Genomic DNA, 25002 nt, shown 5'->3' on the forward strand with positions numbered 1-25002 from the left:
TGGCAATTCGACGAACTGAACTCCCACGTTAGATCACGCCGCGAATACGATGCGCCGGATCTCTTTACTTAGGTTTACCTAACGCAGCGTACGGTGGTGCTCGAGAGGAGGCTTCATGGCCAAACACATGAACATCATGACGGTGCTCCGGCGTGAGCAGCTCAGCCCGCATTTCGTCCGTCTCTACCTCGGTGGCGATGAGTTCGACGACTTCACTCCCGACGGCGATCCCGGCACCTGGGATACCGACCTGTACATCAAGATTGCCTTCGGCCCCGATGGGGCGCCATTCCAGGGCGACGTCGACCGCAAGGAGATGCGGCTGATGCCACCGGCGGAGCAGCCCGTACTGCGGACCTACACCGTGCGCTCGATCGACGTGGACCGCCGCGAGATCGCCGTCGACTTCGTCGTCCATGGGGACGAGGGCATCGCGGGTCCGTGGGCGGCAACCGTCGAACCCGGTGCGACCGTTCGATTCCTCGGTCCCGGCGGTGGCTATCGGCCGGCGGCGACGGCTCCCTGGCACCTGTTGGCCAGTGATGAGGCCGGATTACCCGCGGTCGCCGCGGCTCTCGAGGCGCTCCCCGACGACGCTGTCGCAAAGGTGTTCATCGAGGTCGCCGGTCCCGACGATGAGATCGCACTCACGGCACCGGCGGGTGCGGAGATCGTGTGGGTCCATCGCGGTGGTCCGGCGGGTGAGGTCGGAGACGGCCGGGCCGGCGACAACGCGCCCCTGATCGCCGCGGTCCGCGACGCCGAATGGCTCGACGGGGAACCGCACGTCTTCATCCACGGCGAGGCGCAGGCGGTGATGCACAATCTGCGCGCCTACGTGCGCAAGGAACGCGGTGTCGGGGCAAAGAATGCGTCGATCTCCGGTTACTGGCGCCGGGGTCGCACCGAAGAGGGCTTCCGCGAATGGAAGTCGGAGTTGCGCACTGCCGAGGAGGCCACCGGAGCCGCGGTGTAGCGGCCGGGACGGGCACGATCCGGCAACGGACCGCGCGCCCGGTTGCGTTCGGCGACGGCGACTAGTTCTGTCGATGCCATGACCGCCGAGTCCGACCCCGCTTCGCCTCACGACGACGGCGTCCTCGACGACTTCGCCACTTTTCTCACCTACGAGAAGGGGCACAGCGAACACACCGTGCGCGCGTACGTCGCCGACGTCCGCGGACTCGTCGCGTTTGCGGGTGCGCGCGGCGTGTCCGTCTCGGACATCGACCTGCCGCTGCTGCGGAGTTGGCTCGCCGATCACACGCGCCGCGGCGCGGCGCGGACCTCGATCGCGCGCCGGGCGTCGTCGGCGAAGGCGTTCTGTGCATGGGCCACCCGCGAGGGTGTGCTCGGCGCCGATCCGTCCACGCGGCTGCAGGCGCCGAAGGCGCACCGGACGTTGCCTGCAGTGCTCGCACCGGACCAGGCCGCCGCGACGATGCGATCGGTGGCAGGCGGCGCGACGGATGAGGAGCCGCTCGCATTGCGCGACCGGTTGATCGTGGAACTGTTGTACGCCAGTGGGATTCGTGTCGGAGAGCTGTGTGGCCTCGATGTCGGCGACGTCGACGCGACGCGACGCGTCCTGCGGGTTACCGGTAAGGGGAACAAGGAGCGGACGGTGCCGTACGGGGAGCCGGCCGAAGTGGCGATCGACCGTTGGTTGACTCACGGGCGGCCGGCACTGGCCGGACCGTCGTCGGCGGGTGCGCTCTTGCTCGGCGCACAGGGCGGTCGGCTCAACCAGCGGATGGCCCGACGCGTGGTCCACCGCGCGGTGGCGGCGGCCGGCGGCCCGGACATGGGGCCGCACGGACTGCGGCACAGCGCGGCCACCCATCTTCTCGAGGGCGGTGCCGATCTCCGGGTGGTGCAGGAGTTGCTCGGGCATTCTTCGTTGGCGACCACACAGCTCTACACCCATGTCAGCGTGGAACGTCTGCGTGCGGTCCATCGGCAGGCGCATCCCCGGGCCTGATCCCGCCGACGGGTTTCAGCCGGACGCGGAGTGCGCCGATCAGGGCGAGCGGATTCAGATAGGTGGCCGCTCGGCCCCGGCCCCGGCGAGCGCCCCAGTGCAGGCAGGCCATCGCCGGGCATCCCTCATGCCCGGCGATCACCGTGCCGATGACCTCACCGCGCCCTACCGTCGCGCCCTGCCGGACCGAGGCGCGGACCGGCTCGTAGGTGGTGATCAGCGCATCGGCATGACGGACCGACACGACTGGACGTCCGGCGACCAGACCGGCGAACTGCACCGTCCCGGGCCCGGCCGCGCGTACGACGCTGCCCGGCGACGTGGAGAGATCGACTCCGCGATGACCCGGTTGCCACCGGTGCTCGGGAGGATCGAATCCGCGGATCACCGCAGGCGGCGGGGGCAGTGGCAATCGGAATCGTGGATTAGCGGCGCCGGCGACGCCCGGCAGCGCATACAGCAGCACGGCAACGATCACGAGCTCGGACAATGCGTACAGGACGATCCCGAACAGACGTTTCCGGCGGCGCCGTCGAGCCCCGCGGTCGTGGTTGGCCATGAACATCTGACGCACCGGCGGCTCGATCGGCTCCCACGGAGATCGCCGCCGGCGGGCCGGCCGTACACGGTTCGGTCGAACGCCGGGTGGGGATTTTGTTTTTCGGCAGGTGACCGGCGTAAACTGACCGACGCACCTCATCGATTTCGGTGAGGTGACTTCGCGCGCCTGCGTTGCGAACCGCACATCACCTCGTGAAAGCGGTTCATCACGCCGGGTGGGCGGTCTCGGAAGCGGTCGAGAACTGCGACCCGGGTCCACCACGGCGGCAGGCGTCAGGATCGGCACCGACCGGTGTCGATGTCAACTGCACACAAAGGAAATGACGACATGGCTGTCGTGACCATGAAGCAGCTGCTGGACAGCGGCGCACACTTCGGGCATCAGACCCGCCGTTGGAATCCGAAGATGAAGCGGTTCATCTTCACCGACCGCAACGGCATCTACATCATCGACCTGCAGCAGACGCTGACCTACATCGACAAGGCGTACGAGTTCGTCAAGGAGACCGTTGCCCACGGCGGCACGATCCTCTTCGTCGGTACCAAGAAGCAGGCGCAGGAGTCGATCGCCGCAGAGGCCACTCGCGTCGGTATGCCGTATGTGAACCAGCGCTGGCTCGGCGGCATGCTCACCAACTTCTCGACCGTCCACAAGCGCCTCCAGCGCCTGAAGGAACTCGAGACCATGGAGCAGACCGGTGGCTTCGAGGGTCGCACCAAGAAGGAAATCCTCATGCTGACGCGTGAGAAGAACAAGCTCGAGCGGACCCTCGGTGGTATCCGCGATATGGCCAAGGTGCCGTCCGCCGTTTGGGTGGTGGACACCAACAAGGAGCACATTGCTGTCGGTGAGGCACGCAAGCTCAACATCCCGGTCATCGCGATCCTCGACACCAACTGCGATCCGGACCTCGTCGACTACCCGATCCCGGGCAACGACGACGCGATCCGCAGCGCCGCTCTGCTCACCCGCGTGGTCGCGTCGGCAGTCGCCGAGGGAGTGCAGGCCCGAGCCGGCCAGTCCTCCGACGATTCCAAGCCGGAAGCAGGCGGCGGCGAGCCGCTGGCCGAGTGGGAGCAGGAACTTCTCACCCAGGCGACCGCGCCCGCCGGTGGCGAGGCCGGTACCACCCCGGCCCAGTAGGAACCAGTCCTGATGCCTCCCCGGGCCGGGACCCGGCCCGGGGAGGCATTCGACACTCTCTCTAAGGAGGCTCGCCAACGATGGCGAACTACACCGCAGCCGATGTGAAGCGTCTCCGTGAGCTCACCGGCTCAGGAATGATGGACTGCAAGAACGCGCTCGCGAACAACGACGGCGACTTCGACAAGGCCGTTGAGGAGTTGCGCATCAAGGGCGCGAAGGACGTCGGCAAGCGCGCCGAGCGCTCCACCGCCGAGGGCCTCGTCGCAGCCAAGGACGGCGTGCTGATCGAGCTGAACTCGGAGACCGACTTCGTCGCGAAGAACGCCGAGTTCCAGGAACTCGCCGACCAGATCCTCGACGCCGCAGCGGTCGCCAAGACCAGTGACGTGGACGCGCTCAAGACGGCGGCACTGGGTGGCGGCACCGTGGACGAGGCCGTCGCCGCACTGTCGGCCAAGATCGGCGAGAAGCTCGAATTGCGTCGGGTCGCCTACTACGACGGGCCTGTTGCCGTGTACCTGCACAAGCGTGCATCCGACCTGCCACCGGCCGTCGGCGTGCTGGTGTCCTACACCGGTGAGGGCGACGCTGCTGCGGAGGCCGCGCGAGGCGCCGCCATGCAGGTCGCCGCGCTGCGTGCGAAGTACGCAACCCGTGACGAGGTGCCCGCCGACGTGGTGGAGAACGAGCGCCGCATCGCCGAGCAGACCGCGAAGGAAGAGGGCAAGCCCGAGCAGGCGCTGCCGAAGATCGTCGACGGCCGCGTCAACGGCTTCTACAAAGATGTCGTGCTGCTCGACCAGCCGTCGGTGCAGGACTCCAAGAAGACCGTCAAGGCTCTTCTCGACGAAGCGGGCGTGACCATCAACGGGTTCACGCGCTTCGAGGTCGGCCAGTCCTGACCTGTTGACCAGAAGACGACCCCGCGTCACCGCTCAGGTGACGCGGGGTCGTCTGCTGTCCGGGGTTGTACGCGCGGTCGGCGGCCGAGACCCAGCGTCAGCACGGCGATCGCCGCGCACATCCCGGCGAGCACCCACAGCGTGGTCTGAAACGCCCCCACGAAGCTTCGTGCCGCCACCGACCGGCCCGCCACCTGCAATTCGCGCGTGGCCTTGCCGACCAGATCCGCGGCCATACCGGTCTGCGCCGAGGCATCGTCGCCGCACCCCGGCGCGGGTCGATCGGGATGCGGCGAGGTCAGCTGGCCGCGCGCACAGTCGGCGAATCGATCGGCCATCGGAGCACGGAACAGCGGCTCGACGGCGGTGTTCTGCAGGTCTGCCACGAGCCCAGCGCGCGCCGCGGGCACCGCGGACTGCGCTTGAGCGGCAACCTGACCGAAGAAGAACAGCGACACGACGGCCAGCCCTATCGACGCGCCGATCTGCTGAACAGTCGGCACGCATCCCGATGCCGAGCCGATGTTCGCCTCGGAGGTGTCCGACAAGATCGCCGTCTGTAGTGGCGCGACGAACAGCCCTGTGCCGATCCCGCCGACCACGAGTGGTGCGATCACGGCGGGTATCGACATCGTGCCACTGATCGGCTGGAGGGTCAGCCCGACCCAGCCCAGTCCGGCGCCGAGGACGATGGCGCCCGCACACAGTGTCCGGGCCGAGCCGATCCGTTCGACGACGGCAGGGGAGACCACGGAGCCCACCGCGCCGCCGAGAGCGAACGGCAGCGCCAACAGCCCGGTCCGCAAGGGCGAGTAGCCGAGACCGAACTGCGCCGAGATGGACACGGTGAAGAAGAATCCGGCGAACACACTGAAGAAGAGCAGTGACAGCGACAACCCGACGGAGAAGCGTCGCGACCGGAACAGATCCACCCTGAGCAGGGGGGTGCCGCCACGTGCGAGGAGGCGCCGTTCGAGGACCACGAACAGCACGAGCAGCACCACCGACACACCCATCATCACCCAGAGCTGCGGAGGCCAATCCTGCTCACGCCCGACCGCAAGGGGATACAGCAGGAAGAACAGACCCGCGGTCGACAACACCACGCCCCGCAGGTCCAGTCGGGGTGCCGGCAGCTCACGCAGCTGCGGAAGCCTGCGCCATGCCAATCCGCACGCGATCACGCCGAGCGGGACGTTGACGAAAAAGATCGTTCGCCAACCCCACCCGAGAACGTCCGAGGTGACGAGGACACCGCCGATGACGGGTCCGAGCATGGCGGCGAGACCTGCGACCGCGCCGTAGATGCCGAAGACCAGACCATGTCGGGTCTTGGGGAACAGCGCGGCGATGAGCGCCAACGTCTGCGCCGACATGAGGGCCGCGCTGACTCCCTGGGCGCCCCGGAACACGATCAGTTCCACCGGTCCCCGCGCCACCCCACAGAGCACCGACGTGACAGTGAATGCCAGGATCGCGGTGACGAACACCCGCCGACGACCAAGTCGGCCGCCCAGGGTTGCGGCTGTCAACAAGGTGCACGCGAATGCCAGGGTGTACACGCTGAGGACCAGGAGTTGCTCGGAGGTGGATGCTCCGAGGTCGACGGTCAGGTCCGGCAGGGCGATGTTGACGATCGTGGTGTCCAGCATCTGCATGAACAGACCGAGCAGACAGCCGGCAAGGGCCAACCAGGCTGCGCGGACCACCGGCTCGGCCGCGATCGAATCCGCGGGCACGGCATCGGCCCTCGCCATCGTGCCCAAGCGGTCGTGCGCTGTCGGGCTCACCGGGTCAACGCGGGGACAACCTGGTCGTAGTCGCCCTGCCTTGCAATAGTTTCCATGATCTCGATGAACTTGTCGGTATAGTCGCGCACGGATGCCCGGGCGATCTCGGTGTCGGGGTACAGAAAGGTCATCGAGGTCTCATCCTGGAATCGGTTGATCCACATGAACACTTCCTCGCTGCTGCCCCGGTTGCCGTACAGGCATCCGTTGATGGCATCGAACATCTCGACGCCGGGAAGCTTCCGCACGTCTATGTAGGAGATCATCGGGACCGACCAGCCGGGTTCGACATCGATGTCGTCTTCTGGCCGCACGAGTTCGAGGACCCGGTGGAAGGACACATCGGTCAGGTCTTTTCCGGCGTCGTAACTCCGGGCGGCCTGTGCGACCGCCGAGGCGAATGTGCTGTCGGGCTGCACTGTCACAGGAACCGGGATGAGGCTGGTGAACCAGCCCACCGAGTTCAGTTCACTCCCGGCCTGCCGGGTGCTCTTGGGCGTCATGCCCAGATAGCCGGACTCACCGGTGAACTCGGCGTAGACCAGCGCGGCGATCGCCATCAGGCCGGCGGTGACGTTTCCGCCGTTTGCCCGACACGCGTCCTCGAATCGCTGTGCCGCAGCGTCGTCGTCGAAGACTCTGGTCGTGAGATGTGCGCTGCGGGTGTGGGTGTCGGCATCCTTCCCGAGCGGTAGCGGAAAACGGGGAAGATGGCCGCCGTGAGTCGACACAACGTCGATCCACCGCTGGACCTGGGGAGAATTCCGAGAGAGTTCGCGCGAGATGGACCGCTCGCGCTCGCAGTAGTCGACGTAGCTTCCCACCGGCGCCAGCGGGGTGTCCATGCCGAACGCGGCATTCATGTACAAGGTCATCAGATCGACGCAGGTCATCGCCTGCGACATGCCGTCGGTGTTCAGATGATCCACCGCGCAGTAGATGGTGAAACCGCCATCCCACTCGATTGCGCCGAACGAGAAGCAATCCCAGTCGAATGGGCCAGGTGTCTCCTGCTGTACATGCGTACGGATTCGGGCCGGTGTCGGGAAATCGCCGTGATCGTTCCGGAGCAGGTCGATCGTCTCGGGTTCGGTCACGTGCCTGGCGATCGACCCGTCGGGCTCGACCGAGAACCAGGACCTGAACGTGTCGTGGCGGCGCAGGAAGGTGGTCAGTGCGGTGGTCAATGCCGACGGGTCCAGCTGCGCCTGGATGTCGAACGCGATCAAACAGAGACGTGAGAACCGGAAGCCCGTGGATTGGTTGCGCCGGGCGGCGCGGAGGTACTCCTCTTGCTGGTGCGACGGGGGCACCGGATGAATTGCGGCACGCGCTGATTCGGCGATCGATGACGGTGACGCGACCCAGCTGGTCAATCGACCCGGACGAGGGTTCCACTCGTCGATGAGCCCGAAACTTACCATCTCTAACCTCTATTCGCTGATTGCGGATGGAGCGGTGGCTCGCCCGTGGGCTGCCGCACTGAAGCATGAGATCCCGAAACGAGACCCAACCGGACGGACTGGAATGTCAATCCCTCCCAGAGCATCCACCCATGAAAGGTCTTGGCTGTCAACAATTTTAATTGGACAAAGGTCCCAGTCATCCGTACTGTCGTGGGGCTGGACAGCGGGGCGGTGTTGCGGCACACTCCAATCGTCGACACCGAGTCGGGTGTTTCTGCGATGGGGGTGACAAGGTGGACCAGCCCGGAACGGGGCCTTCGGTCTCGCGTGCCAAGCGGGTCGCTGTAAGGGGAGTGGCGGCGGCGGCCGCAATGGCGTGTGTCGCCCTGGCGGGGCAGTTGATGCCGGCGATGTCGTCGGCGGCTCCGTTGGGCGCGACGATCGTTGCCGAACATGTCCGGCCGACCCACGAGATCGATCTCACGGTGCGCTCACCTGCGATGCGTAGGTCGTTGTCCGTCAAGGTGATTCCCGCGTCCGGCGGTGGTCCCGCGCCGACTCTCTATCTGTTGAACGGAGCTGCCGGAGGTGAGGGCGGGAGCAGCTGGTTCGACCAGACCGACATCCGATCGTTCTTCGCTGACCAGCATGTCAATGTCGTCGTACCGATGGGAGGTGCTGCGAGCTACTTCACGGACTGGAAGCGTCCGGATCCCACTCTGGGGTACCAGAAGTGGGCCACCTTTCTGACCGACGAGCTCCCCCGCGCCATCGACAAGCGGTTTGACGCCAACGGACGCAACGCAATTGCCGGCATCTCCATGGCTGGAACATCGGTCTTCCAGCTGTCGCTCCACGCTCCGCAGCTCTACCGCGCGATCGGTTCCTTCAGCGGGTGCGCGCAGACCAGCGACCCACTCGGACAAGCCGTCGTCCGGATGGTGGTGGAGGGTCGCGGCGGCGGGAACACTCTCAACATGTGGGGGCCGTCCACCGACCCGGCCTGGCGGGCGAACGATCCGTACCTGCACGTCGACAAGTTCCGCGGCAAGTCCGTCTACGTCTCCAACGGTTCGGGTACGCCCGGCCGCTACGACACGATCAACGGGCCGGGCATCGACGGCAGCGGCAGCAAACTGTTCGACCAGCTCGCAGTCGGTGCGGTCATCGAGACCGCGACCGGCGAATGCACCCGCAACCTCCAGCGACGGATGCGCGAACAAGGGGTGCCCGCGACCTTCCACCTGTACGAAGGCGGCACGCACGCCTGGCCGTACTGGCAGGACGAACTGCACCGGGCGTGGCCGCAGTTCCGACGGGCGCTCGCCGCGTGACGGCCCGTCGTCACGACCCCGGCGGGGTTGCCGCGGACGGTTCGGCCGCGATGGACCGTGATTCGATGACGATTGCCGCCATGCAGGGCTCGGCGACCTGGCTGGAATCGAACACGTGGGAGCGGCCCGACTGGACAGTTGACGACTTGATCGCCCGCAAGGACGGTCGGTCTATCTCGGTGGTGCTGCCCGCCCTCGATGAGGAGCGGACTGTCGGGTCCGTCATCGCGAGCATCATGCCCCTCGTGGGTGGGCTCGTCGACGAGGTCGTCGTCGTCGACTCCGGGTCGTCGGACGCCACCATGGCCCGCGCGGAGGCCGCGGGGGCACGTGTGGAGAGCCGGGAGTCGGCGTTGCCGGAAGTGACGCCGCTGCCGGGCAAGGGTGAGGTCCTGTGGCGGTCGCTGGCGACGACGGTCGGCGACATTGTGGTCTACATCGACAGTGACCTGGTCGATCCCGATCCGATGTATGTTCCCAGTCTCGTCGGTCCGCTGCTGATGGTGCCCGAGTTGCAGCTGGTCAAGGGCTACTACCGACGGCCACTCCTGGGATCGGGCGGGATCGATCCGACCGGTGGTGGGCGTGTCACCGAACTCGTGGTGCGCCCTCTGGTCTCTGCCCTGAGACCAGAGCTGTCCGCCCTGATCCAGCCGTTGGCGGGTGAATACGCCGGAACGCGCGAGCTGCTGACATCGATCCCGTTCGCCCCCGGTTACGGCGTGGAGATCGGTATCGTCCTCGACACGCTGAGCCGGTACGGGATGGATGCGATCGGTCAGGTCAATCTCGGGACCAGAATCCATCGGAACCGCCCTCTCCGTGAGCTGGGGCCGATGTCCCGCCAGATCATCGCGACGATGATGAGCCGGCTCGGGATCGAGGATTCGGGGAGTCCTCTCACCCAGTTCCTGATGGAGGGCGACGGGCACTCGGTCCGGCGTGCCTATCCGGTCCTCGACGATCGGCCTCCGATGCGGCTGGTGCCGGGACGCACCCTGGCCGACGTCGGCGCTCACTGACCGCGCACGTCACACCGTCCGCCGGGGTGCTCTGCGTCGGCCGTCTCTCCCTGCGAACGGGCGCGCCGACCGCTCTTTGCCGGACCTCTCGTCGAGGGACGTACGATGTTCACCGAACCGACGAGTGAGGATGTTGATGAGCGAAACCCCCGACATGCAGCAGTCCGAACGTCACGGCTACCGTCGCGTGCTTCTCAAACTCGGGGGTGAGATGTTCGGCGGCGGCGAGGTCGGTCTCGATCCCGACGTGGTGGCAACCGTCGCCGACCAGATCGCCGAGGTGGTCGGATCGGGAGTACAGGTTGCGGTCGTCATCGGCGGTGGCAACTTCTTCCGAGGCGCCGAACTCCAGCAGCGTGGCCTCGACCGATCCCGGTCGGATTACATGGGCATGCTCGGTACGGTGATGAATTGTCTCGCCTTACAGGACTTTCTGGAGAAGCGTGGCGTGAGCACCCGCGTCCAGACCGCCATCTCGATGGGCCAGGTGGCCGAGCCCTATCTGCCGCTGAGGGCGCAGCGCCATCTGGAGAAGGGTCGGGTGGTGATCTTCGGTGCAGGCATGGGGATGCCGTATTTCTCCACCGACACCACGGCCGCCCAGCGGGCCCTGGAGATCAAGGCCGAGGTCGTGTTGATGGCGAAGGGAGTCGACGGCATCTACGACGCCGACCCCCGGATCGTCCCGGATGCGACCATGTTCACCGAGGTCACCCATCGCGAGGTGCTCGACAAGGAACTCAAGGTCGCCGACGCGACCGCGTTCAGTCTGTGTATGGACAACAAGATGCCGATCCTGGTGTTCAATCTGCTGGAGGAGGGCAACATCGCCCGGGCAGTCGCAGGCAAGCGAATCGGCACCCTGGTGGCAACGTAGTCATGACGGCTCGCGCTCTCATGACGTGCACCAATCCGAACCCGTATCGAGTAGAAGTGGGACGACGATGATCGACGACGCGCTGCTGGACGCCGAAGAGAAGATGGAGAAGGCGGTCGGCGTCGCCAAGGACGACATGGGCTCGATTCGCACCGGCCGTGCCAATCCGGCGATGTTCAACAAGGTCAACATCGAGTACTACGGTGCGCTCACCCCGGTCACCCAGGTGGCGAGCATCAACACGCCGGAGGCCAGGATGGTGGTGATCAAGCCCTACGAGCCCTCCACGCTGCGTGACATCGAGACGGCGATCCGGAACTCGGACCTCGGCGTGAACCCGACCAACGACGGCACGATCATCCGTGTCGCGATCCCTCAGCTCACCGAGGAACGGCGTCGCGAACTCGTGAAGCAGGCCAAGGGTAAGGGCGAGGACGCGAAGGTGGCCATCCGCAACGTCCGCCGGAAGGCCGTCGACGAACTCAAGCGCATCCAGAAGGACGGCGAGGCCGGCGAGGACGAGGTGAACCGCGCCGAGAAGGAACTCGACAAGACGACCGGCGGCTACGTCACACAGGTCGACGACCTGGTGAAGCACAAAGAGAACGAATTGCTCGAAGTGTGAGCACTGACCCAACCCACGCGTCTATACCGGAAGTGATGGCCACCGAATCCTCCGCGAACACGCCGCCTGCGGACGGCGGCGAGGGTTCGGGGACCCCTGCCGAGGCCGTTTCCGGGGAACCTGCTCCCAAGAAGTCGCGGGCCGGCCGAAATCTTCCCGCGGCGATCGCAGTCGGCGGGTCTCTCGGTGTCTCGATCATTCTGATCCTGATCTTCGCGCCGAAGATCTGGTACGGCGTGGTGGCCGTTGCGTTCGCGATCGCGACGTGGGAGGTGACCAAGCGGCTGCGCGACGGCGGCTTCCAGGTGGCGCTGTGGCCGTTGCTGATCGGCGGCCAGGCGATCATCTGGTCGAGCTGGCCCTGGGCGCAGACCGGAGTGCTCACGGCCTTCGCGGCGACGGTGCTGATCCTGATGGTCTGGATGCTGCTGGCTCAGGGAATCGGTCATGCACCCGAGAACTATCTCCGAAACCTGGCCGCGAGTGTGTTCGTCCTGGCATGGTTGCCGTTGCTCGCGTCGTTCGGCGCTCAGATGGTGGTGCAGGACGACGGCGCGGCCCGGGTGGCGACGTTGATGGTGGTGGTGGTGTGCTCCGACGTCGGCGGTTATGCGGCGGGCGTGTTGTTCGGCAAGCACGCGATGGCGCCCGCCATCAGCCCGAAGAAGTCCTGGGAGGGGCTCGTCGGATCACTGGTCGTCGGTACGACGGGCGCAATCTGCTGCGTGGTCTTCTTCCTCGACACCCACTGGTGGGTCGGCGCGATCCTCGGTCCGGTGCTGGTCGTCTGCGCAACGCTCGGTGATCTGGTCGAATCCCAGGTCAAACGAGATCTCGGCATCAAGGACATGGGCACGTTGCTGCCGGGACACGGTGGCATCATGGACCGTCTCGACTCGCTGCTGCCGTCGGCGTTCATCGTGTGGGCGGTCCTGACGGCGCTGCTCTGACCTGCAGGCCGCTGCTGCGTGCTCGCGGCCTGCGCTACTTTTTGGCCTTGCGCATCGCTCGGCTCATCTGCAACATGCGCAGGCCGCCGGCCAGCGCGACGATGAGTGCTCCGGCGATCGCCGCGATGAGAAGGCTCACACCCAGCGGCAGGTTGACCTCCCAGAAGATCAACGTGATCCGCTGCGAGTCGAGGTTCTGCAGGATGAAGACAAGCAGCAGCACCGTGATGACCGCACCGATCACCAGGCCGATGAAAGTCGCACGGGTGCGCGTGTGTTCGACGTTTTTCACCTTCGTGCGGAGCTCGTCACGTTCGTCGAGCAGCGCCTGGTGATCTCGATCCAGGTCGGCATCCGCCGGGGGCAGATCGCCCGGTGTCACCTCGGGTCGCTGCGGATCAGGTGTCGTCATGTACCTATCATGACATGCGACAATGTCAACATGTCGTCATTGCCGCTCGTGTTCGACGCGCCCAAACGGGGGCGTCCGCCGACTCATTTCGCCGACCTCGCCCCCGAGGGCCGGGTCGCTGCCCTCGCCGCCCTGGGGCTCCCCAAGTTCCGGGCCAATCAGCTGGCGCGACAGTACTACGGTCGCCTCAACGGCGACGTCGAGGAGATGAGCGACCTGCCCGCGACGTCACGCGATGCCGTCGGCGAGAAACTCTTCCCGCCCTTGCTGAGTCCGGTGCGGCACATCTCCTGCGACGACGGCGACACGCGGAAGACGTTGTGGCGACTGCACGACGGCACGCTCCTGGAGAGCGTTCTCATGCGCTACACCGAGCGCAACACACTGTGCATTTCCAGTCAGGCCGGTTGCGGGATGGCTTGTCCGTTCTGCGCGACCGGGCAGGGCGGCCTCGACCGCAATCTGTCGACGGCCGAGATCGTCGACCAGGTTCGGGCTGCGGCGCGGGCGTTGCGCGACGGCGAGTTCGGTGAGCCCGGCCGGTTGTCGAATGTCGTCTTCATGGGTATGGGCGAGCCACTCGCGAACTACAAGCGGGTGGTCAGTGCGGTCCGGCAGATCACGTCGCCGGTACCGGACGGGCTGGGGATCTCGGCGCGGTCGGTGACCGTCTCGACGGTCGGCCTCGCACCTTCGATCCGGCGCCTGGCGGACGAGGGACTCGCGGTCACCCTGGCGGTGTCGCTGCACACACCCGACGACGAACTCCGCGACACCCTGGTGCCGGTGAACAACAGGTGGTCGGTGTCGGAGGTCCTCGACGCCGCGCGCTATTACGCCGATACCACGGGCCGGCGCGTGTCGATCGAGTACGCACTGATCAGGGACGTCAACGATCAGCCGTGGCGGGCGGATCTGTTGGGGGAGAAGCTGCACAAGGCGCTCGGTTCGCGCGTGCACGTCAACCTGATCCCGCTCAATCCCACCCCGGGGTCGGAATGGGACGCCAGTCCCAAACCGGTCGAACGCGAGTTCGTCCGGCGGGTCCGGGAACAAGGTGTCTCCTGCACGGTGCGGGACACCCGCGGGCAAGAGATCGCCGCCGCCTGTGGGCAGTTGGCGGCCGAAGAACGCTGAGACCGGTAGGCGGTCAGTTCTTCCAGCGGCCCCGATTGCGGATCGACGGCCGGATCAGGAAGAACGCGAGAACGGCCGCCATCCCGACGAGGTAGATGTCCTCGATGTGTCCCCGCTGGTTGCCGATGAGCATGCAGAGCAGCGCGACCACACAGAACCATCCGGCGATCATGAAAGACTTGGTCGCCTGACCGTGCCAGCCGAACCGGGCCGAGGGCGCATCCGCGGGTTCGCGAACCCAGCCGGTGTCGACGTGCTCAACCTCGGTGCTTGCCACGGTGGCTCCTCACTGCACGGTCAGCGATCTGACGGACGTGACCAGAAGTCTGACGGTCGGTAGTAGTTCATCGAACAGCATAGCGGTAGCCCCGCACCCGCGACGTACCTGCCACCACGCATGGCCGCGAGTTCGGTGACAGAATGCCGCCATGTCCGACACCGCGCATCGAACCCTGGCCGATTACCGCTCGGAGAACTATCCGCGCGACATGATCGGTTACGGTGCCACAACCCCGGATCCGCAGTGGCCGGGCGGCGCCAGGATCGCCGTGCAGTTCGTGCTCAACTACGAGGAGGGCTCGGAGAACAACGTCCTCGAGAACGACCGTGGCAGTGAGACCTTCCTGTCCGAGATGATCGGTGCGCAGTCGTTCCCGAACCGGCACATGAGCATGGAATCGCTCTACGAGTACGGGTCGCGTGCCGGCGTCTGGCGGATTCTGCGGACGTTCTCGCGACGGCAACTGCCGCTCACCATCTTCGCGGTCGCACAGGCGATGGCGCGCAATCCGGAGGCGGCCGCGGCCTTCGTCGAACGCGGCGACGAGATCGCGTGTCACGGCTATCGATGGCTCAGCTACCAGCTGGTCAACGCGGCCGTGGAGCGTGAACACATGGAGGTCGGCGTCGACCTGCTGACCGAGATCACCGGTCACCCACCCCTCGGCTGGTACACGGGCCGCGATTCGCCCAACACCCGCCAACTCGTGGTGGAGCACGGCGGATTCGTCTACGACTCGGACAGCTACGCGGACGACCTGCCGTATTGGGTGAAGGTGCCACGAGGTGACTCGGTCGTCGATCACCTCGTGGTGCCGTACACCCTCGACACGAACGACATGCGGTTCGCGTCACCCGGCGGGTTTCCGTCCGGCGATCAGTTCTTCGCCCATCTACGCGACGCCTTCGACGTGCTGTATGCCGAAGGTGTTGCCGGCGCACCCAAGATGCTCTCGATCGGACTGCACTGCCGGATCGCCGGCCGCCCGGCACGACTGGCCGCACTCGAGCGGTTCCTCGACCACGTGCAGGCCCACGACGACGTCTGGGTCACCCGTCGCATCGACATCGCCGAACACTGGCGGAAGGTGCATCCGGCGGGCTGAACCGGAAGTTTGGGCTCACCAGTCCGAGGCAGGACAATGAGTTCGTGACGACGCGCGTACTCATTCTCGGCTCGACCGGGTCGATCGGTGTCCAGGCCCTCGAGGTCATCGCCGAGCATCCCGAACGTTTCCAGGTGGTCGGACTCGGGGCAGGCGGCGCGAACCTCGATCTGCTGCGTGCCCAGGCACAGTCGTTCCGGATTCCGGCCGGCGCCCTGGCGGTTGCCGATCCGATTGCCGCGCGAACGCTCTCCGACGATCTCGGCAGCCGAGTTCTCGGCGGCCCGGACGCGATGTGTGACCTGATCGACGCCGTCGAGGCCGATGTGGTCCTCAACGCCGTCGTCGGGTCCATCGGTCTCCGGCCGAGTCTCGCGGCGTTGCGTTCCGGAGCGCGACTGGCGCTGGCGAACAAGGAGTCCCTGGTCGCAGGCGGCTCCCTGGTTCTCGACGCCGCCGCCCCCGGTCAGATCGTGCCCGTGGATTCAGAGCACTCGGCGATCGCGCAATGCTTGCGGGCCGGCACCGCCGACGAGGTGGACCGGCTCGTCCTCACCGCATCGGGCGGTCCCTTCCGGGGCTGGACCCGCGCGGCGCTCGAGGACGTGACCCCGGAGCAGGCAGGTCACCATCCGACCTGGTCGATGGGTCCGATGATCACGCTGAACTCGGCAACGCTGGTGAACAAGGCGCTCGAGGTCATCGAGGCGCACCTGCTGTTCGGCGTGGACTACGACCGCATCGACGTCACCGTGCACGCGCAGTCGATCGTCCATTCGATGGTGACCTTCGTCGACGGGGCCACCATTGCCAAGGCATCGCCCCCGTCGATGAAACTCCCGATCGCGCTGGCGCTCGGTTGGCCGGCGCGCGTGCCCGGCTCGGCGGCCGCCTGTGACTTCTCGACCGCGTCGTCGTGGACGTTCGAGCCGGTCGACAACGCGGTCTTCCCGGCGATCGATCTCGCCCGTGAGGCGGGTCGTGGCGGTGGCTCGCTCACCGCCGTCTACAACGCCGCCAACGAGGCCGCGGCTGAGGGTTTCTTCGCCGGTGCCATCCGGTTCCCGCGGATCGTCGAGATCATCCGTGAGGTGCTCGCCGAGGCCGATCAGTGGCGGGAACGGCCAGGTACTGTGGATGAGGTCTTGGCCGCTGATCAGTGGGCACGCGAACATGCTGCGCGTCTGGTCAAGGCATCTGCGGATGGAGTGAGTCAGTGAGTTTTGCGCTCGGCGTGGTGCTGTTCGCCGCAGCGCTGGTGCTGTCGGTTGCATGGCACGAATGCGGTCACATGTGGGCAGCACAGGCGACCGGGATGAAGGTCCGCCGATACTTCGTCGGCTTCGGGCCCACGCTGTGGTCGACCCGTCGCGGGGAGACCGAATACGGCGTCAAGGCGCTGCCGCTCGGCGGCTTCTGTGACATCGCGGGCATGACGCCCTACGACGAGATCGCCGAGGAAGACCGCCCGCGGGCCATGTACCTGCAGAAGCCGTGGAAACGGCTGGTGGTGCTGTTGGCCGGTCCGGCGCAGAACTTCGTGCTCGGGTTCGTCCTGGTCGTCATCGTCGGTGCGATTTTCGGCCTGCCGAACATCAGCCAGGACCCGGTGCCCGCAACGGTGTCGAAGACGAGTTGCGTGTCGGCCACCACCACGTACTCCGAGACGGCGGAGCCGGTGCGGACCCCGTGCGCGGGCAACGGTCCGGCTGCCGACGCGGGCCTGCGCGCCGGCGACACGATCGTCGCCGTCAACGGTCAGCCGGTCTCCGACTACTCAGAGGTGTCCAAACAGATCGGCACGGGCTCCGACCCGGTCGACATGACCGTGCAGCGCGGCGGCGAGAAGATCGACCTCACGATCACTCCGCAACCCGCGACCATCGTCGTCCAGCGGTCCGACGGGACCAAGGAGACCGAACAGGCCCGCCAGGTCGGCATCACGTTCACGCCGCCGCCGAACATCAACCACTACGACGGACTCGAGGTGATCCCCGCATCGTTCGCGTTCACCGGTGACCTGTTCGTGGCCACCTGGGACGCCTTGCTGTCGATGCCGTCGAAGGTCAGTGCCCTGTGGACGGCAGTCACGGGTGGTGAGCGCTCGGCAGACACCCCGGTCAGCGTCTACGGCGCGTCGGTGCTGGGTGGTCAGGCCGTCGAGCGGGGTGCGTGGAGCACCTTCCTGCTGTTGCTGATCAGCATCAACTTTTTCCTCGGGTTGTTCAATCTCGTGCCGCTATTACCGTTGGATGGTGGGCACATGGCCATCGTCGGGTACGAGAAGGCCCGCAACACGGTGCGCGGATGGTTCGGGCGTGGCGCAGGCGGGCCCGTCGACTACCTGAAGCTCATGCCGATCACCTACGCGGTGGTGATCATCATGGGTGGATTCATGGTCCTGACGGTCACCGCCGACATCGTCAACCCGATCGAACTGTTCAAATGACCCAGCCTTAGCCGTCGCCCAACCTTCCATCACCCAGCTCAGCCGTTGAACCACACAGCCATTCGTCATTCGAGGTGAACGAGATGAACGCCCCAGCAACTCCCGGAGACGCGCTCTCGGTCGGGCTCGGCATGCCCGCCGGCCCGCCGCCCGTGTTGGCGCCCCGCCGCCAGACACGCCAGATCCAGGTCGGTCAGGTCGGTGTGGGCAGCGACCATCCGATCTCGGTGCAGTCGATGACCACCACCAAGACCCACGACATCAACGCGACGCTCCAGCAGATCGCCGAGCTCACCGCATCGGGCTGCGACATCGTGCGGGTGGCCTGCCCGCGTCCCGAAGACGCCGAGGCACTGCCCGTGATCGCCAAGAAAAGCAAGATCCCGGTGATCGCCGACATCCACTTCCAGCCGAAGTACATCTTCGCCGCCATCGACGCCGGCTGCGCGGCGGTTCGGGTCAACCCCGGCAACATCAAGGAGTTCGACGGGCGCGTCAAAGAGGTGGCATATGCCGCCAAGGACGCCGGGATCCCGATCCGGATCGGCGTCAACGCCGGCTCCCTCGATCCCAGGCTGCTGAAGAAGTACGGCAAGGCGACCCCCGAGGCCCTCGTCGAATCGGCACTCTGGGAGGCCGGCCTGTTCGAGGAGCACGGCTTCGGCGACATCAAGATCTCCGTCAAGCACAACGACCCGGTGGTCATGGTCGAGGCCTACCGGCAGCTCGCTGCGCAGTGCGACTATCCGCTGCACCTCGGGGTCACCGAGGCCGGACCTGCATTCCAGGGCACCATCAAGTCGGCGGTCGCCTTCGGTGCACTGCTCTCCGAGGGCATCGGCGACACCATCCGGGTCTCCCTGTCGGCGCCGCCCGCCGAGGAGGTCAAGGTCGGTGATCAGATCCTGCAGTCACTCAACCTCCGGCCACGCAAACTCGAGATCGTGTCGTGCCCGTCATGCGGGCGGGCGCAAGTCGACGTCTACAAGCTGGCGGACGCGGTCACCGCGGGACTCGAGGGTATGGAGGTCCCGCTGCGTGTCGCCGTGATGGGTTGTGTCGTCAACGGTCCCGGTGAGGCACGCGAGGCAGATCTCGGTGTGGCGTCGGGTAACGGCAAGGGTCAGATCTTCGTCAAGGGAGAGGTCATCAAGACCGTGCCCGAGGCTGAGATCGTGGAGACCTTGATCGAAGAAGCGCTGCGAATCGCAGGCGAGTCGGGTGACACTGGTGGGGACAGGGAAGTGGGCTCACCGGTCGTCACGATCAGCTGACGACAGCAGAGGCGACCACTGCCGAAGGCGCCGGAGCCGGAGGTCGTGCCCTGCCCGACTACTGCAGAGGAGCGGTGGTGCTGAAGCTACTGGGTGACCGCCCCCTCGGCGCACGTGATGCGCCGGTGGTCGAGCGCGTCATGGCCGCCGACCCGGTGGCGATGTGCATGGTGGCGGCACGTTTCGAGACCCACGGCATCAACCCGCGGCTGCTCGGTGGGGAACTGTGGTCCATCGACGACCCGACGACGTCCCTGTGCTTCTCGGGGGCGAACCTGATCCCGCTCGCCGGTTCCGCCGACGACATGGAGGGTTTCGCCGACCGCGCCGCCTCGGCGCCACGGATCTGCTCCTCGATCGTCGGTCGCGCCGAGTTGGTACTGCCGTTCTGGGACCGCGTCCAACCGTGTTGGGGACCCGCACGTGAGGTGCGCGACAACCAGCCGCTGATGGCGCTCACCGGCACGCCCGTCGTCACGCCGGACCCGCTGGTGCGACTGGTCACCCTGGACGATCTCGACGCGTATCTGCCGGCCGCCGTCGACATGTTCATCGGTGAGGTCGGCGTGGACCCGTGTGCCGGTGACGGCGGCCGTTCCTACCGCCGGCGGCTGGCGTCGCTGGTCACTGCGCAGCGGGTGTTCGCCAGGTTCGACCGCGGTGAGGTCGTGTTCAAGGCCGAGATCGGTTCGCTCTCAAGGAGAGTCGGACAGATTCAGGGTGTCTGGGTGGCCCCGCACCGACGTGGTGAGGGGTTCGGCGCCGCCGGCACTGCGGCCGTTGCGGCGGCGATCATCTCGCACGGCCGGACGCCGAGTCTCTACGTGAACAGCTTCAACCTCCCGGCGCGAGAGGTCTACCGGCAGGTCGGGTTCAGCGAGGTCGGGACGTTCGCGACAGTTCTGGTCGACTGACTGTCCGGTCGCACGGGACACGGCCGTCACAGTCTGCGATGATGCGTCTTCGCGGCGCGTAGCGCGTGGCGCAACGGATTCCGGTGGCCGACGCCATATGATCGCAACCGATGTGGCAGATGAGATGGCGTGTGATCAGCGGGACCTGTGTGTCGGTGAGTGCTCTCGTCGTGCTCGGGGTGGCCGGCTGCTCCACGGCTGACGACGGACCCCGTCAGGCCGTCGAGAGGTTCCTGACCGCATATGGTGCCCACGACACCGTGGCCGCTGCCCAGCTCACCGACAACGCGTCGCAGGCCCAGACCGATCTCGACGCCGCCTGGAAGGGCATATCGGCCCAGAAGCTCACCTTCAGTACCGGGAAGGCGCAGGTCACCGGCGACACCGCCGACATCGACGTCACCTACCAATGGGGCCTGCCGGGTGGACGCGAGTGGAGCTATCCAGCCCGGATCGCGATGATCCGCTCCGACTCCGGGTGGGGCGTGCGGTGGATCTCGACCGACATCCACCCGGACCTCGGTGCCAACCAACGGCTTTCGCTGCGGACGACGGGTGCGCCGCGGGCGACGGTGAACGAATCCGACGGTTCAGAGGTGATGGTCAACGGCACGGTGGTCGGCATCAACTTCGACGCGCAGGCCGCTGCCGCGAGTGGCTCGGTGGCCGATTCGGTGACGCAGCTCGTGTCGGTGCTGAAGCCGTTCGACCCGACGCTGTCGGCGCAGAAGATCGCCGAGGAGTCCACCGCGGGCGGCGGGTCGTATCCCATCACCCGCCTGTCCCAGCGTGATTTCGACCGACTCCGCGACCGGTTGGCCATCCCCGGGGTCGAGCACAACGAACAGGCCGAGCTGGTACCGAAGAATCCGGACTTCGCGCCCGCCCTGCTGACCGAGGTCAAGAAGGTGGTCGACAGCGAAGTCGACGGTCGGGCGGGGTGGCGGGTGGTCACCGTCAACCCCAACGGCCTCGACGCCGATGTCCTCGCCGATCACGCCGCGCAGCCCGCACCTGCGGTCTCGCTGAGCCTGTCACGGCAGGTGCAGACGGCCGCGCAGCGGGCGGTCGACGCCACCAACCGCTTCCAGATCGCGATGGTGGTCATCCAGCCGTCCACCGGCCATATTCTCGCCGTCGCGCAGAACAAGTCGGCCGATCGCGACGGACCGATCGCGACCGCCGGGCTCTATCCGCCCGGCTCGACGTTCAAGATGGTCACCGCGGCCGCGGCCATCAGCCGCAACCTGGCTCATCCCGGGACCATGGTGCCGTGCCCCGGCGAGATCGAGATCGGGCCGCGTCGTATCCCCAACTACGACCGATTCTCGTTGGGGACCGTGCCGATGCTGCAGGCCTTCGCGAATTCCTGCAACACGACGTTCGCCAAACTCGCCAGCGAGATGGGGCCGTCGGACCTCGCACACACCGCTGCGTCGATGGGGATCGGACAGCACTACGACATCCCGGGTCTCGCGGCCGTCTCCGGGTCGGTGCCGATCGCCCCGGAGTTGGTGGCACGCACCGAGGACGGCTTCGGCCAGGGCAAGGTCCTGGTCAGTCCGCTCGGCCTCGCTCTGGTCGCGGCCACCGTCGCGCACAACGGCAAAGCACCGATACCCCAACTGATCCTGGGCAAGCCGACAAAGGTCGAGGGTCCGCAACCTTCCCTGGATCCGTCGGTGGTGGCCGAGCTCCGGCCGATGATGCGAGCCGTCGTCCAGCAGGGCACCGGCACCGTCATCGCCGGACAGGGCGACATCCTCGGGAAGACGGGCGAGGCGGAGTTCGACGGCGGCTCACATGCGTGGTTCGCCGGTTACCGAGGCGATCTCGCATTCGCGACGCTGGTGGTGCGTGGCGGCGACTCGAACAACGCGGTCGCCGTGACCAGGGACATGTTCGCCTCACTACCGCCGGGATACGCCGCAGCTGCCCGGTCGTGAGTCGCGGAACCGGTCAGGTTCGGCGCGGCACCACGATCGGCTGTCCCGACGCCGGGTGATTCCAGATCTCGACGGGATGGTCGTAGGTCTCGGAGAGCAGTTCGGCCGTCATCACCTCGCGGGTCGGTCCGGTGGCGAGCAGGTGGCCGTCCTTCATCAGTGCGACCCGGTCGGCGTAGGCCGCTGCCAGCGACAGGTCGTGCACCACCAGCAGGATGGCCCCGCCGCCGTCGCGTGCGGCTCGCAGGATGTCGAGCACCGATTCCTGGTGGTGGATGTCGAGGGCGGCCGTCGGTTCGTCGAGCAGCATCACCGGTGTCCGTTGGGCCAGAGCCCGGGCGATCGACACACGGGCCTGCTGGCCGCCGGAGAGCTGGGCGAACGGACGGTCGGTGATGTCGGTGAGATCGCAGGCACGCAACGCGTCGTCGATGATCTCGGGGGACTCGGCCGCGTGCGGTGTCCGCAGCCAGGGGAACCGGCCCATCTCGACCACCTCGACGACGGTGAACGGGGTGTCGGTGCGGTTGTGTTGCGTCACAAACGAACGCAGGCGGGCCAGTTCGGTCGACGAGGCCTTGGACACCAGATGATCGCCGATGCGCACCGTGCCGTGGTCGGGGCGGCGCAGACCCGCGAGCACGGACAACAAGGTGGACTTGCCGCATCCGTTGGGTCCCACGAGGGCCAGCAGAGAACCCGGCTCGACGTGGAGGGACGCATCCTCCACCACGTGACGGCCACCGAGAGTCACGGTGATGTGCTCGGCGGTCACGCCGTCGGTCGCCTCGGCCACGATGCTCACCACCCGGCCCCGGCGTGCCTGCTGCGCCGCAGCAGGATGAAGAACACCGGCCCGCCGATCAGCGAGGTGAACATGCCCAGTGGCAGGTCGGCGTCGCCGAGCATGGTGCGTGCCGCGAGGTCGGCGGCGGTGATGACGAGTGCGCCACCCACCACGCTTGTGGGCAGCAGGATCGCATGCCGGGGTCCGACGATGAGGCGCATCACGTGCGGCACCACGAGGCCCACGAACATGATGATCCCGGAGAACGCCACCGCGGCCGCGGTCAGGATGGACACCAGCACGATGACCTGCCGCCGGACCACTTCCACGTTGACGCCGAGGGAAGCCGCCTGGATCTCGCCGAGTGCCAGCAGATCGAGCTTGTGGACCAGGACGAGTGCGGCCGCGATCGCGGCGATGATCAGCGGTGCCGATACCCAGATCTCGTCCCAGGTCGCCCCGGCGAGCGATCCGAGCTGCCAGAACACGATCTGTTCGCGCGCGGCCGTGGAGGCGACGAAGGTGAGGTAGGCGATGATGCCGAGGGCGAAGGCGTTGACCGCGATGCCGGTGAGTACCAGCATGATCGCGGACGTCGAGCCGTCCCGCAGCGACAGCAGATAGACGGCCGCGGCGGTGAACAGGCCGAACACGAAGGCCGCGCCTGCCAATGCCCAGTCGTTGGTCATCCCGCCGCCGAGCACGATCATCAGGCACGCGCCGACCGCAGCCCCCGACGACACCCCGATGATGCCGGGCTCGGCGAGGGGATTGGCGAGCACACCCTGCAGCAGGCACCCGCCGGCGCCGAGTGCCGCCCCGACGAGCAGACCCAGGACGATGCGCGGGAAACGCACATTCCACAGGGCGCCCTCGCCGTTGGGGTGCGAGGGGAGTGGTCCGAGGTCCAGGTGGAAGTGGTGGGCCAGGCTGCCAAGGACCTCGATCGGCGGCACCGACACCTTGCCGACGCCGGCCGAGACGATGATGAGTGCGGCGGTCGCGACCACCATCACCGCCATCACCATGATGTTGCGGGTTCGGTGCCGGCTGCGGTGGTCGGCTGTCGTGGCGGCGGAGGCCCGCGGTGTGGTCGGGGCGCTCATGTGTAGATCGCTCCGGCGAGGGAGCCGAGCACCTCGCCGACGTCGGGGCCGAACGCGAGGATCTTCGTCTCGTCCATCTGGACCACGCGTCCGTTCCGGCCGGCGTCGGTCTCCGCGATCCCCGGCAGACTCAGCACCCCGTCGAGGCCGCCGACCGTGTCGGCGCCCTGGGTCATCACCAGGATCACGTTGGGATCGGCCTTGATCATCGCCTCGGCGCTGATGGCGGTGAATGCTCCGGTCAGGTCGGCCTCGGCTCCGGCGTCCTTGCCTCCGAGGCTCGCGATGAGGTCGTCGGCGCCGGAGCCGGGTCCGGCCAGCAGGATCAGATTGCGACCGCGGATGTAGACGAATGCCATCGTCGGGTCGCCGGACGGCGCGGGCACGAGCCGCTTGGCGGCGGCGACCTCCGCGTCGGTGCGAGAGACGAGCTGTTCGCCCTGGCGCGGAACACCGAGTGCACCGGCGACCGACCGGATGAGCGAGTCGTTGGACTGCAGACTTCGGGTACCGGGGAACGCCACGACGGTGACCCCGGAGTCGCGGATCTGATCGACTGCGGCGGCCGGGACGGTGTTCTCGTCGACGAGCAGCACGCTGGGATTCAGCGCGAGCACGGACTCGGCGTCGAGGCTGTGGCCCCGGTTGGTGACCACCGGCAGGCGTGCGGCCGCCGGGAATGCCGTCGACGTGTCCCGCCCGACGACATGGGAGCCCAGACCCAGCGAGAACACGATGCTGCCGAGCGTCCCGTTGATGTCGACGGCGATGATGCGGCCGGCGTCGGCGACGGTGACCTTGCCGTAGCGGACCGAGTCCACGGTCGCCGGCAGCGACGGCGTCGGGTCGTCGGCGACGGGCCGCACGTCATGCTCCGGCAGCTCGGCGGTCTGCGGGCCGTTGCGGAGGTGTGCGGTGGGGTTGACCGACGACTCGGTTGTCTGCTCGATCGGCTCGACGAAACATGCCGTGGTGGAACCCGCCAGCATCAGCACGA

Annotated in this window: 24 protein-coding genes; 16 read left to right on the plus strand and 8 right to left on the minus strand. The window is 66.9% G+C overall.

All coding sequences use genetic code 11. The annotated features are described in order from the left end of the window. The first annotated feature begins 115 nt into the window (after positions 1-115). Positions 116-976 carry a siderophore-interacting protein gene (locus ACPXCG_RS19140; protein WP_425793683.1) on the plus strand — a complete coding sequence of 287 codons (861 nt, stop codon included), beginning with the start codon at positions 116-118 and terminating at the stop codon, positions 974-976. A gap of 78 nt (positions 977-1054) precedes the next feature. Further along, entirely contained in the window at positions 1055-1981 is a 927-nt protein-coding gene (locus ACPXCG_RS19145) for a tyrosine recombinase XerC (protein ID WP_425793685.1), read from the plus strand. Here the strand turns inward: ACPXCG_RS19145 and ACPXCG_RS19150 are convergent. Continuing rightward, complete coding sequence (locus ACPXCG_RS19150; protein WP_425793997.1) at positions 1929-2546, minus strand: peptidoglycan DD-metalloendopeptidase family protein; 618 nt, start codon at positions 2544-2546, stop codon at positions 1929-1931. The genes ACPXCG_RS19145 and ACPXCG_RS19150 overlap by 53 nt on opposite strands. Before the next feature lie 324 nt (positions 2547-2870). Between ACPXCG_RS19150 and rpsB the strand changes: the two genes are divergently transcribed. Then, the gene (gene rpsB / locus ACPXCG_RS19155) at positions 2871-3686 is read left to right on the plus strand and encodes a 30S ribosomal protein S2 (RefSeq protein ID WP_164306762.1); all 816 of its coding nucleotides are present in this window, start codon (positions 2871-2873) and stop codon (positions 3684-3686) included. Positions 3687-3766: 80 nt separating this feature from the next. Next, complete coding sequence (tsf, locus tag ACPXCG_RS19160) at positions 3767-4591, plus strand: translation elongation factor Ts (protein WP_425793686.1); 825 nt, start codon at positions 3767-3769, stop codon at positions 4589-4591. Between the two features lie 26 nt (positions 4592-4617). Here the strand turns inward: tsf and ACPXCG_RS19165 are convergent, their stop codons facing one another. After that, a complete protein-coding gene (locus tag ACPXCG_RS19165) occupies positions 4618-6348 on the minus strand; it encodes an MFS transporter (protein ID WP_425793998.1) in 1731 nt (576 codons plus the stop codon). Positions 6349-6377: 29 nt separating this feature from the next. Continuing rightward, positions 6378-7805: a condensation domain-containing protein gene (locus ACPXCG_RS19170; protein ID WP_425793687.1), complete on the minus strand. Its 1428-nt coding sequence runs from the start codon at positions 7803-7805 to the stop codon at positions 6378-6380. A 353-nt stretch (positions 7806-8158) separates the two neighbouring features. On the opposite strand from ACPXCG_RS19170, the gene ACPXCG_RS19175 reads away from it, so the two are divergent. From ACPXCG_RS19175 to ACPXCG_RS19195, 5 genes are all read left to right on the plus strand, one after another. Then, positions 8159-9121 carry an alpha/beta hydrolase gene (locus ACPXCG_RS19175; RefSeq protein WP_425793999.1) on the plus strand — a complete coding sequence of 321 codons (963 nt, stop codon included), beginning with the start codon at positions 8159-8161 and terminating at the stop codon, positions 9119-9121. Positions 9122-9186: 65 nt separating this feature from the next. Beyond that, complete coding sequence (locus tag ACPXCG_RS19180) at positions 9187-10143, plus strand: glucosyl-3-phosphoglycerate synthase (RefSeq protein WP_425793689.1); 957 nt, start codon at positions 9187-9189, stop codon at positions 10141-10143. 136 nt (positions 10144-10279) lie between these two features. After that, a complete protein-coding gene (gene pyrH, locus ACPXCG_RS19185) occupies positions 10280-11020 on the plus strand; it encodes a UMP kinase (protein ID WP_425793690.1) in 741 nt (246 codons plus the stop codon). 67 nt (positions 11021-11087) lie between these two features. Beyond that, on the plus strand, positions 11088-11645 hold the full coding sequence (gene frr / locus ACPXCG_RS19190; protein WP_425793691.1) for a ribosome recycling factor: 558 nt from the start codon (positions 11088-11090) through the stop codon (positions 11643-11645). Positions 11646-11680: 35 nt separating this feature from the next. Beyond that, positions 11681-12595 (plus strand): phosphatidate cytidylyltransferase, encoded by a 915-nt coding sequence (locus ACPXCG_RS19195; RefSeq protein WP_425793693.1) that lies wholly within the window; start codon positions 11681-11683, stop codon positions 12593-12595. A 34-nt stretch (positions 12596-12629) separates the two neighbouring features. Here ACPXCG_RS19195 and ACPXCG_RS19200 read toward each other — a convergent pair whose 3' ends face one another. Then, positions 12630-13007: a LapA family protein gene (locus tag ACPXCG_RS19200; protein WP_425793695.1), complete on the minus strand. Its 378-nt coding sequence runs from the start codon at positions 13005-13007 to the stop codon at positions 12630-12632. A 30-nt stretch (positions 13008-13037) separates the two neighbouring features. On the opposite strand from ACPXCG_RS19200, the gene rlmN reads away from it, so the two are divergent. Further along, positions 13038-14144, plus strand: a complete 1107-nt coding sequence (gene rlmN / locus ACPXCG_RS19205) for a 23S rRNA (adenine(2503)-C(2))-methyltransferase RlmN (RefSeq protein ID WP_425793696.1) — start codon at positions 13038-13040, stop codon at positions 14142-14144. Between the two features lie 13 nt (positions 14145-14157). Here the strand turns inward: rlmN and ACPXCG_RS19210 are convergent, their stop codons facing one another. After that, positions 14158-14421, minus strand: coding sequence for a DUF2631 domain-containing protein (locus ACPXCG_RS19210; RefSeq protein WP_425793697.1), 264 nt, complete (start codon positions 14419-14421; stop codon positions 14158-14160). A gap of 151 nt (positions 14422-14572) precedes the next feature. Between ACPXCG_RS19210 and puuE the strand changes: the two genes are divergently transcribed. The 6 genes from puuE (at position 14573) to ACPXCG_RS19240 (ending at position 22112) form a co-directional block, all read left to right on the plus strand. Beyond that, entirely contained in the window at positions 14573-15529 is a 957-nt protein-coding gene (gene puuE / locus ACPXCG_RS19215) for an allantoinase PuuE (protein WP_425793698.1), read from the plus strand. Between the two features lie 44 nt (positions 15530-15573). Then, positions 15574-16749, plus strand: coding sequence for a 1-deoxy-D-xylulose-5-phosphate reductoisomerase (dxr, locus tag ACPXCG_RS19220; protein WP_425793699.1), 1176 nt, complete (start codon positions 15574-15576; stop codon positions 16747-16749). After that, positions 16746-17978 (plus strand): M50 family metallopeptidase, encoded by a 1233-nt coding sequence (locus tag ACPXCG_RS19225; RefSeq protein ID WP_425793700.1) that lies wholly within the window; start codon positions 16746-16748, stop codon positions 17976-17978. Before dxr ends, ACPXCG_RS19225 begins: the two co-directional genes overlap by 4 nt. A gap of 83 nt (positions 17979-18061) precedes the next feature. Further along, a complete protein-coding gene (gene ispG / locus ACPXCG_RS19230) occupies positions 18062-19252 on the plus strand; it encodes a flavodoxin-dependent (E)-4-hydroxy-3-methylbut-2-enyl-diphosphate synthase (RefSeq protein ID WP_425793701.1) in 1191 nt (396 codons plus the stop codon). A 77-nt stretch (positions 19253-19329) separates the two neighbouring features. Further along, a complete protein-coding gene (locus ACPXCG_RS19235; RefSeq protein WP_425793702.1) occupies positions 19330-20166 on the plus strand; it encodes a GNAT family N-acetyltransferase in 837 nt (278 codons plus the stop codon). Positions 20167-20285: 119 nt separating this feature from the next. Then, positions 20286-22112, plus strand: a complete 1827-nt coding sequence (locus ACPXCG_RS19240; RefSeq protein ID WP_425794000.1) for a penicillin-binding transpeptidase domain-containing protein — start codon at positions 20286-20288, stop codon at positions 22110-22112. 13 nt (positions 22113-22125) lie between these two features. Here ACPXCG_RS19240 and ACPXCG_RS19245 read toward each other — a convergent pair whose 3' ends face one another. From ACPXCG_RS19245 to ACPXCG_RS19255, 3 genes are read right to left on the minus strand one after another with little or no spacing between them, the layout of a single operon-like run. Further along, complete coding sequence (locus ACPXCG_RS19245; RefSeq protein WP_425793703.1) at positions 22126-22908, minus strand: heme ABC transporter ATP-binding protein; 783 nt, start codon at positions 22906-22908, stop codon at positions 22126-22128. 5 nt (positions 22909-22913) lie between these two features. Further along, positions 22914-24005 (minus strand): FecCD family ABC transporter permease, encoded by a 1092-nt coding sequence (locus tag ACPXCG_RS19250; RefSeq protein WP_425793704.1) that lies wholly within the window; start codon positions 24003-24005, stop codon positions 22914-22916. Then, on the minus strand, positions 24002-24994 hold the full coding sequence (locus ACPXCG_RS19255; RefSeq protein WP_425794001.1) for a heme/hemin ABC transporter substrate-binding protein: 993 nt from the start codon (positions 24992-24994) through the stop codon (positions 24002-24004). The genes ACPXCG_RS19250 and ACPXCG_RS19255 overlap by 4 nt, the downstream gene beginning before the upstream one ends. Positions 24995-25002 lie beyond the last annotated feature (8 nt).

This window comes from Gordonia sp. DT218 (assembly GCF_049847105.1).
Taxonomy (GTDB): domain Bacteria; phylum Actinomycetota; class Actinomycetes; order Mycobacteriales; family Mycobacteriaceae; genus Gordonia.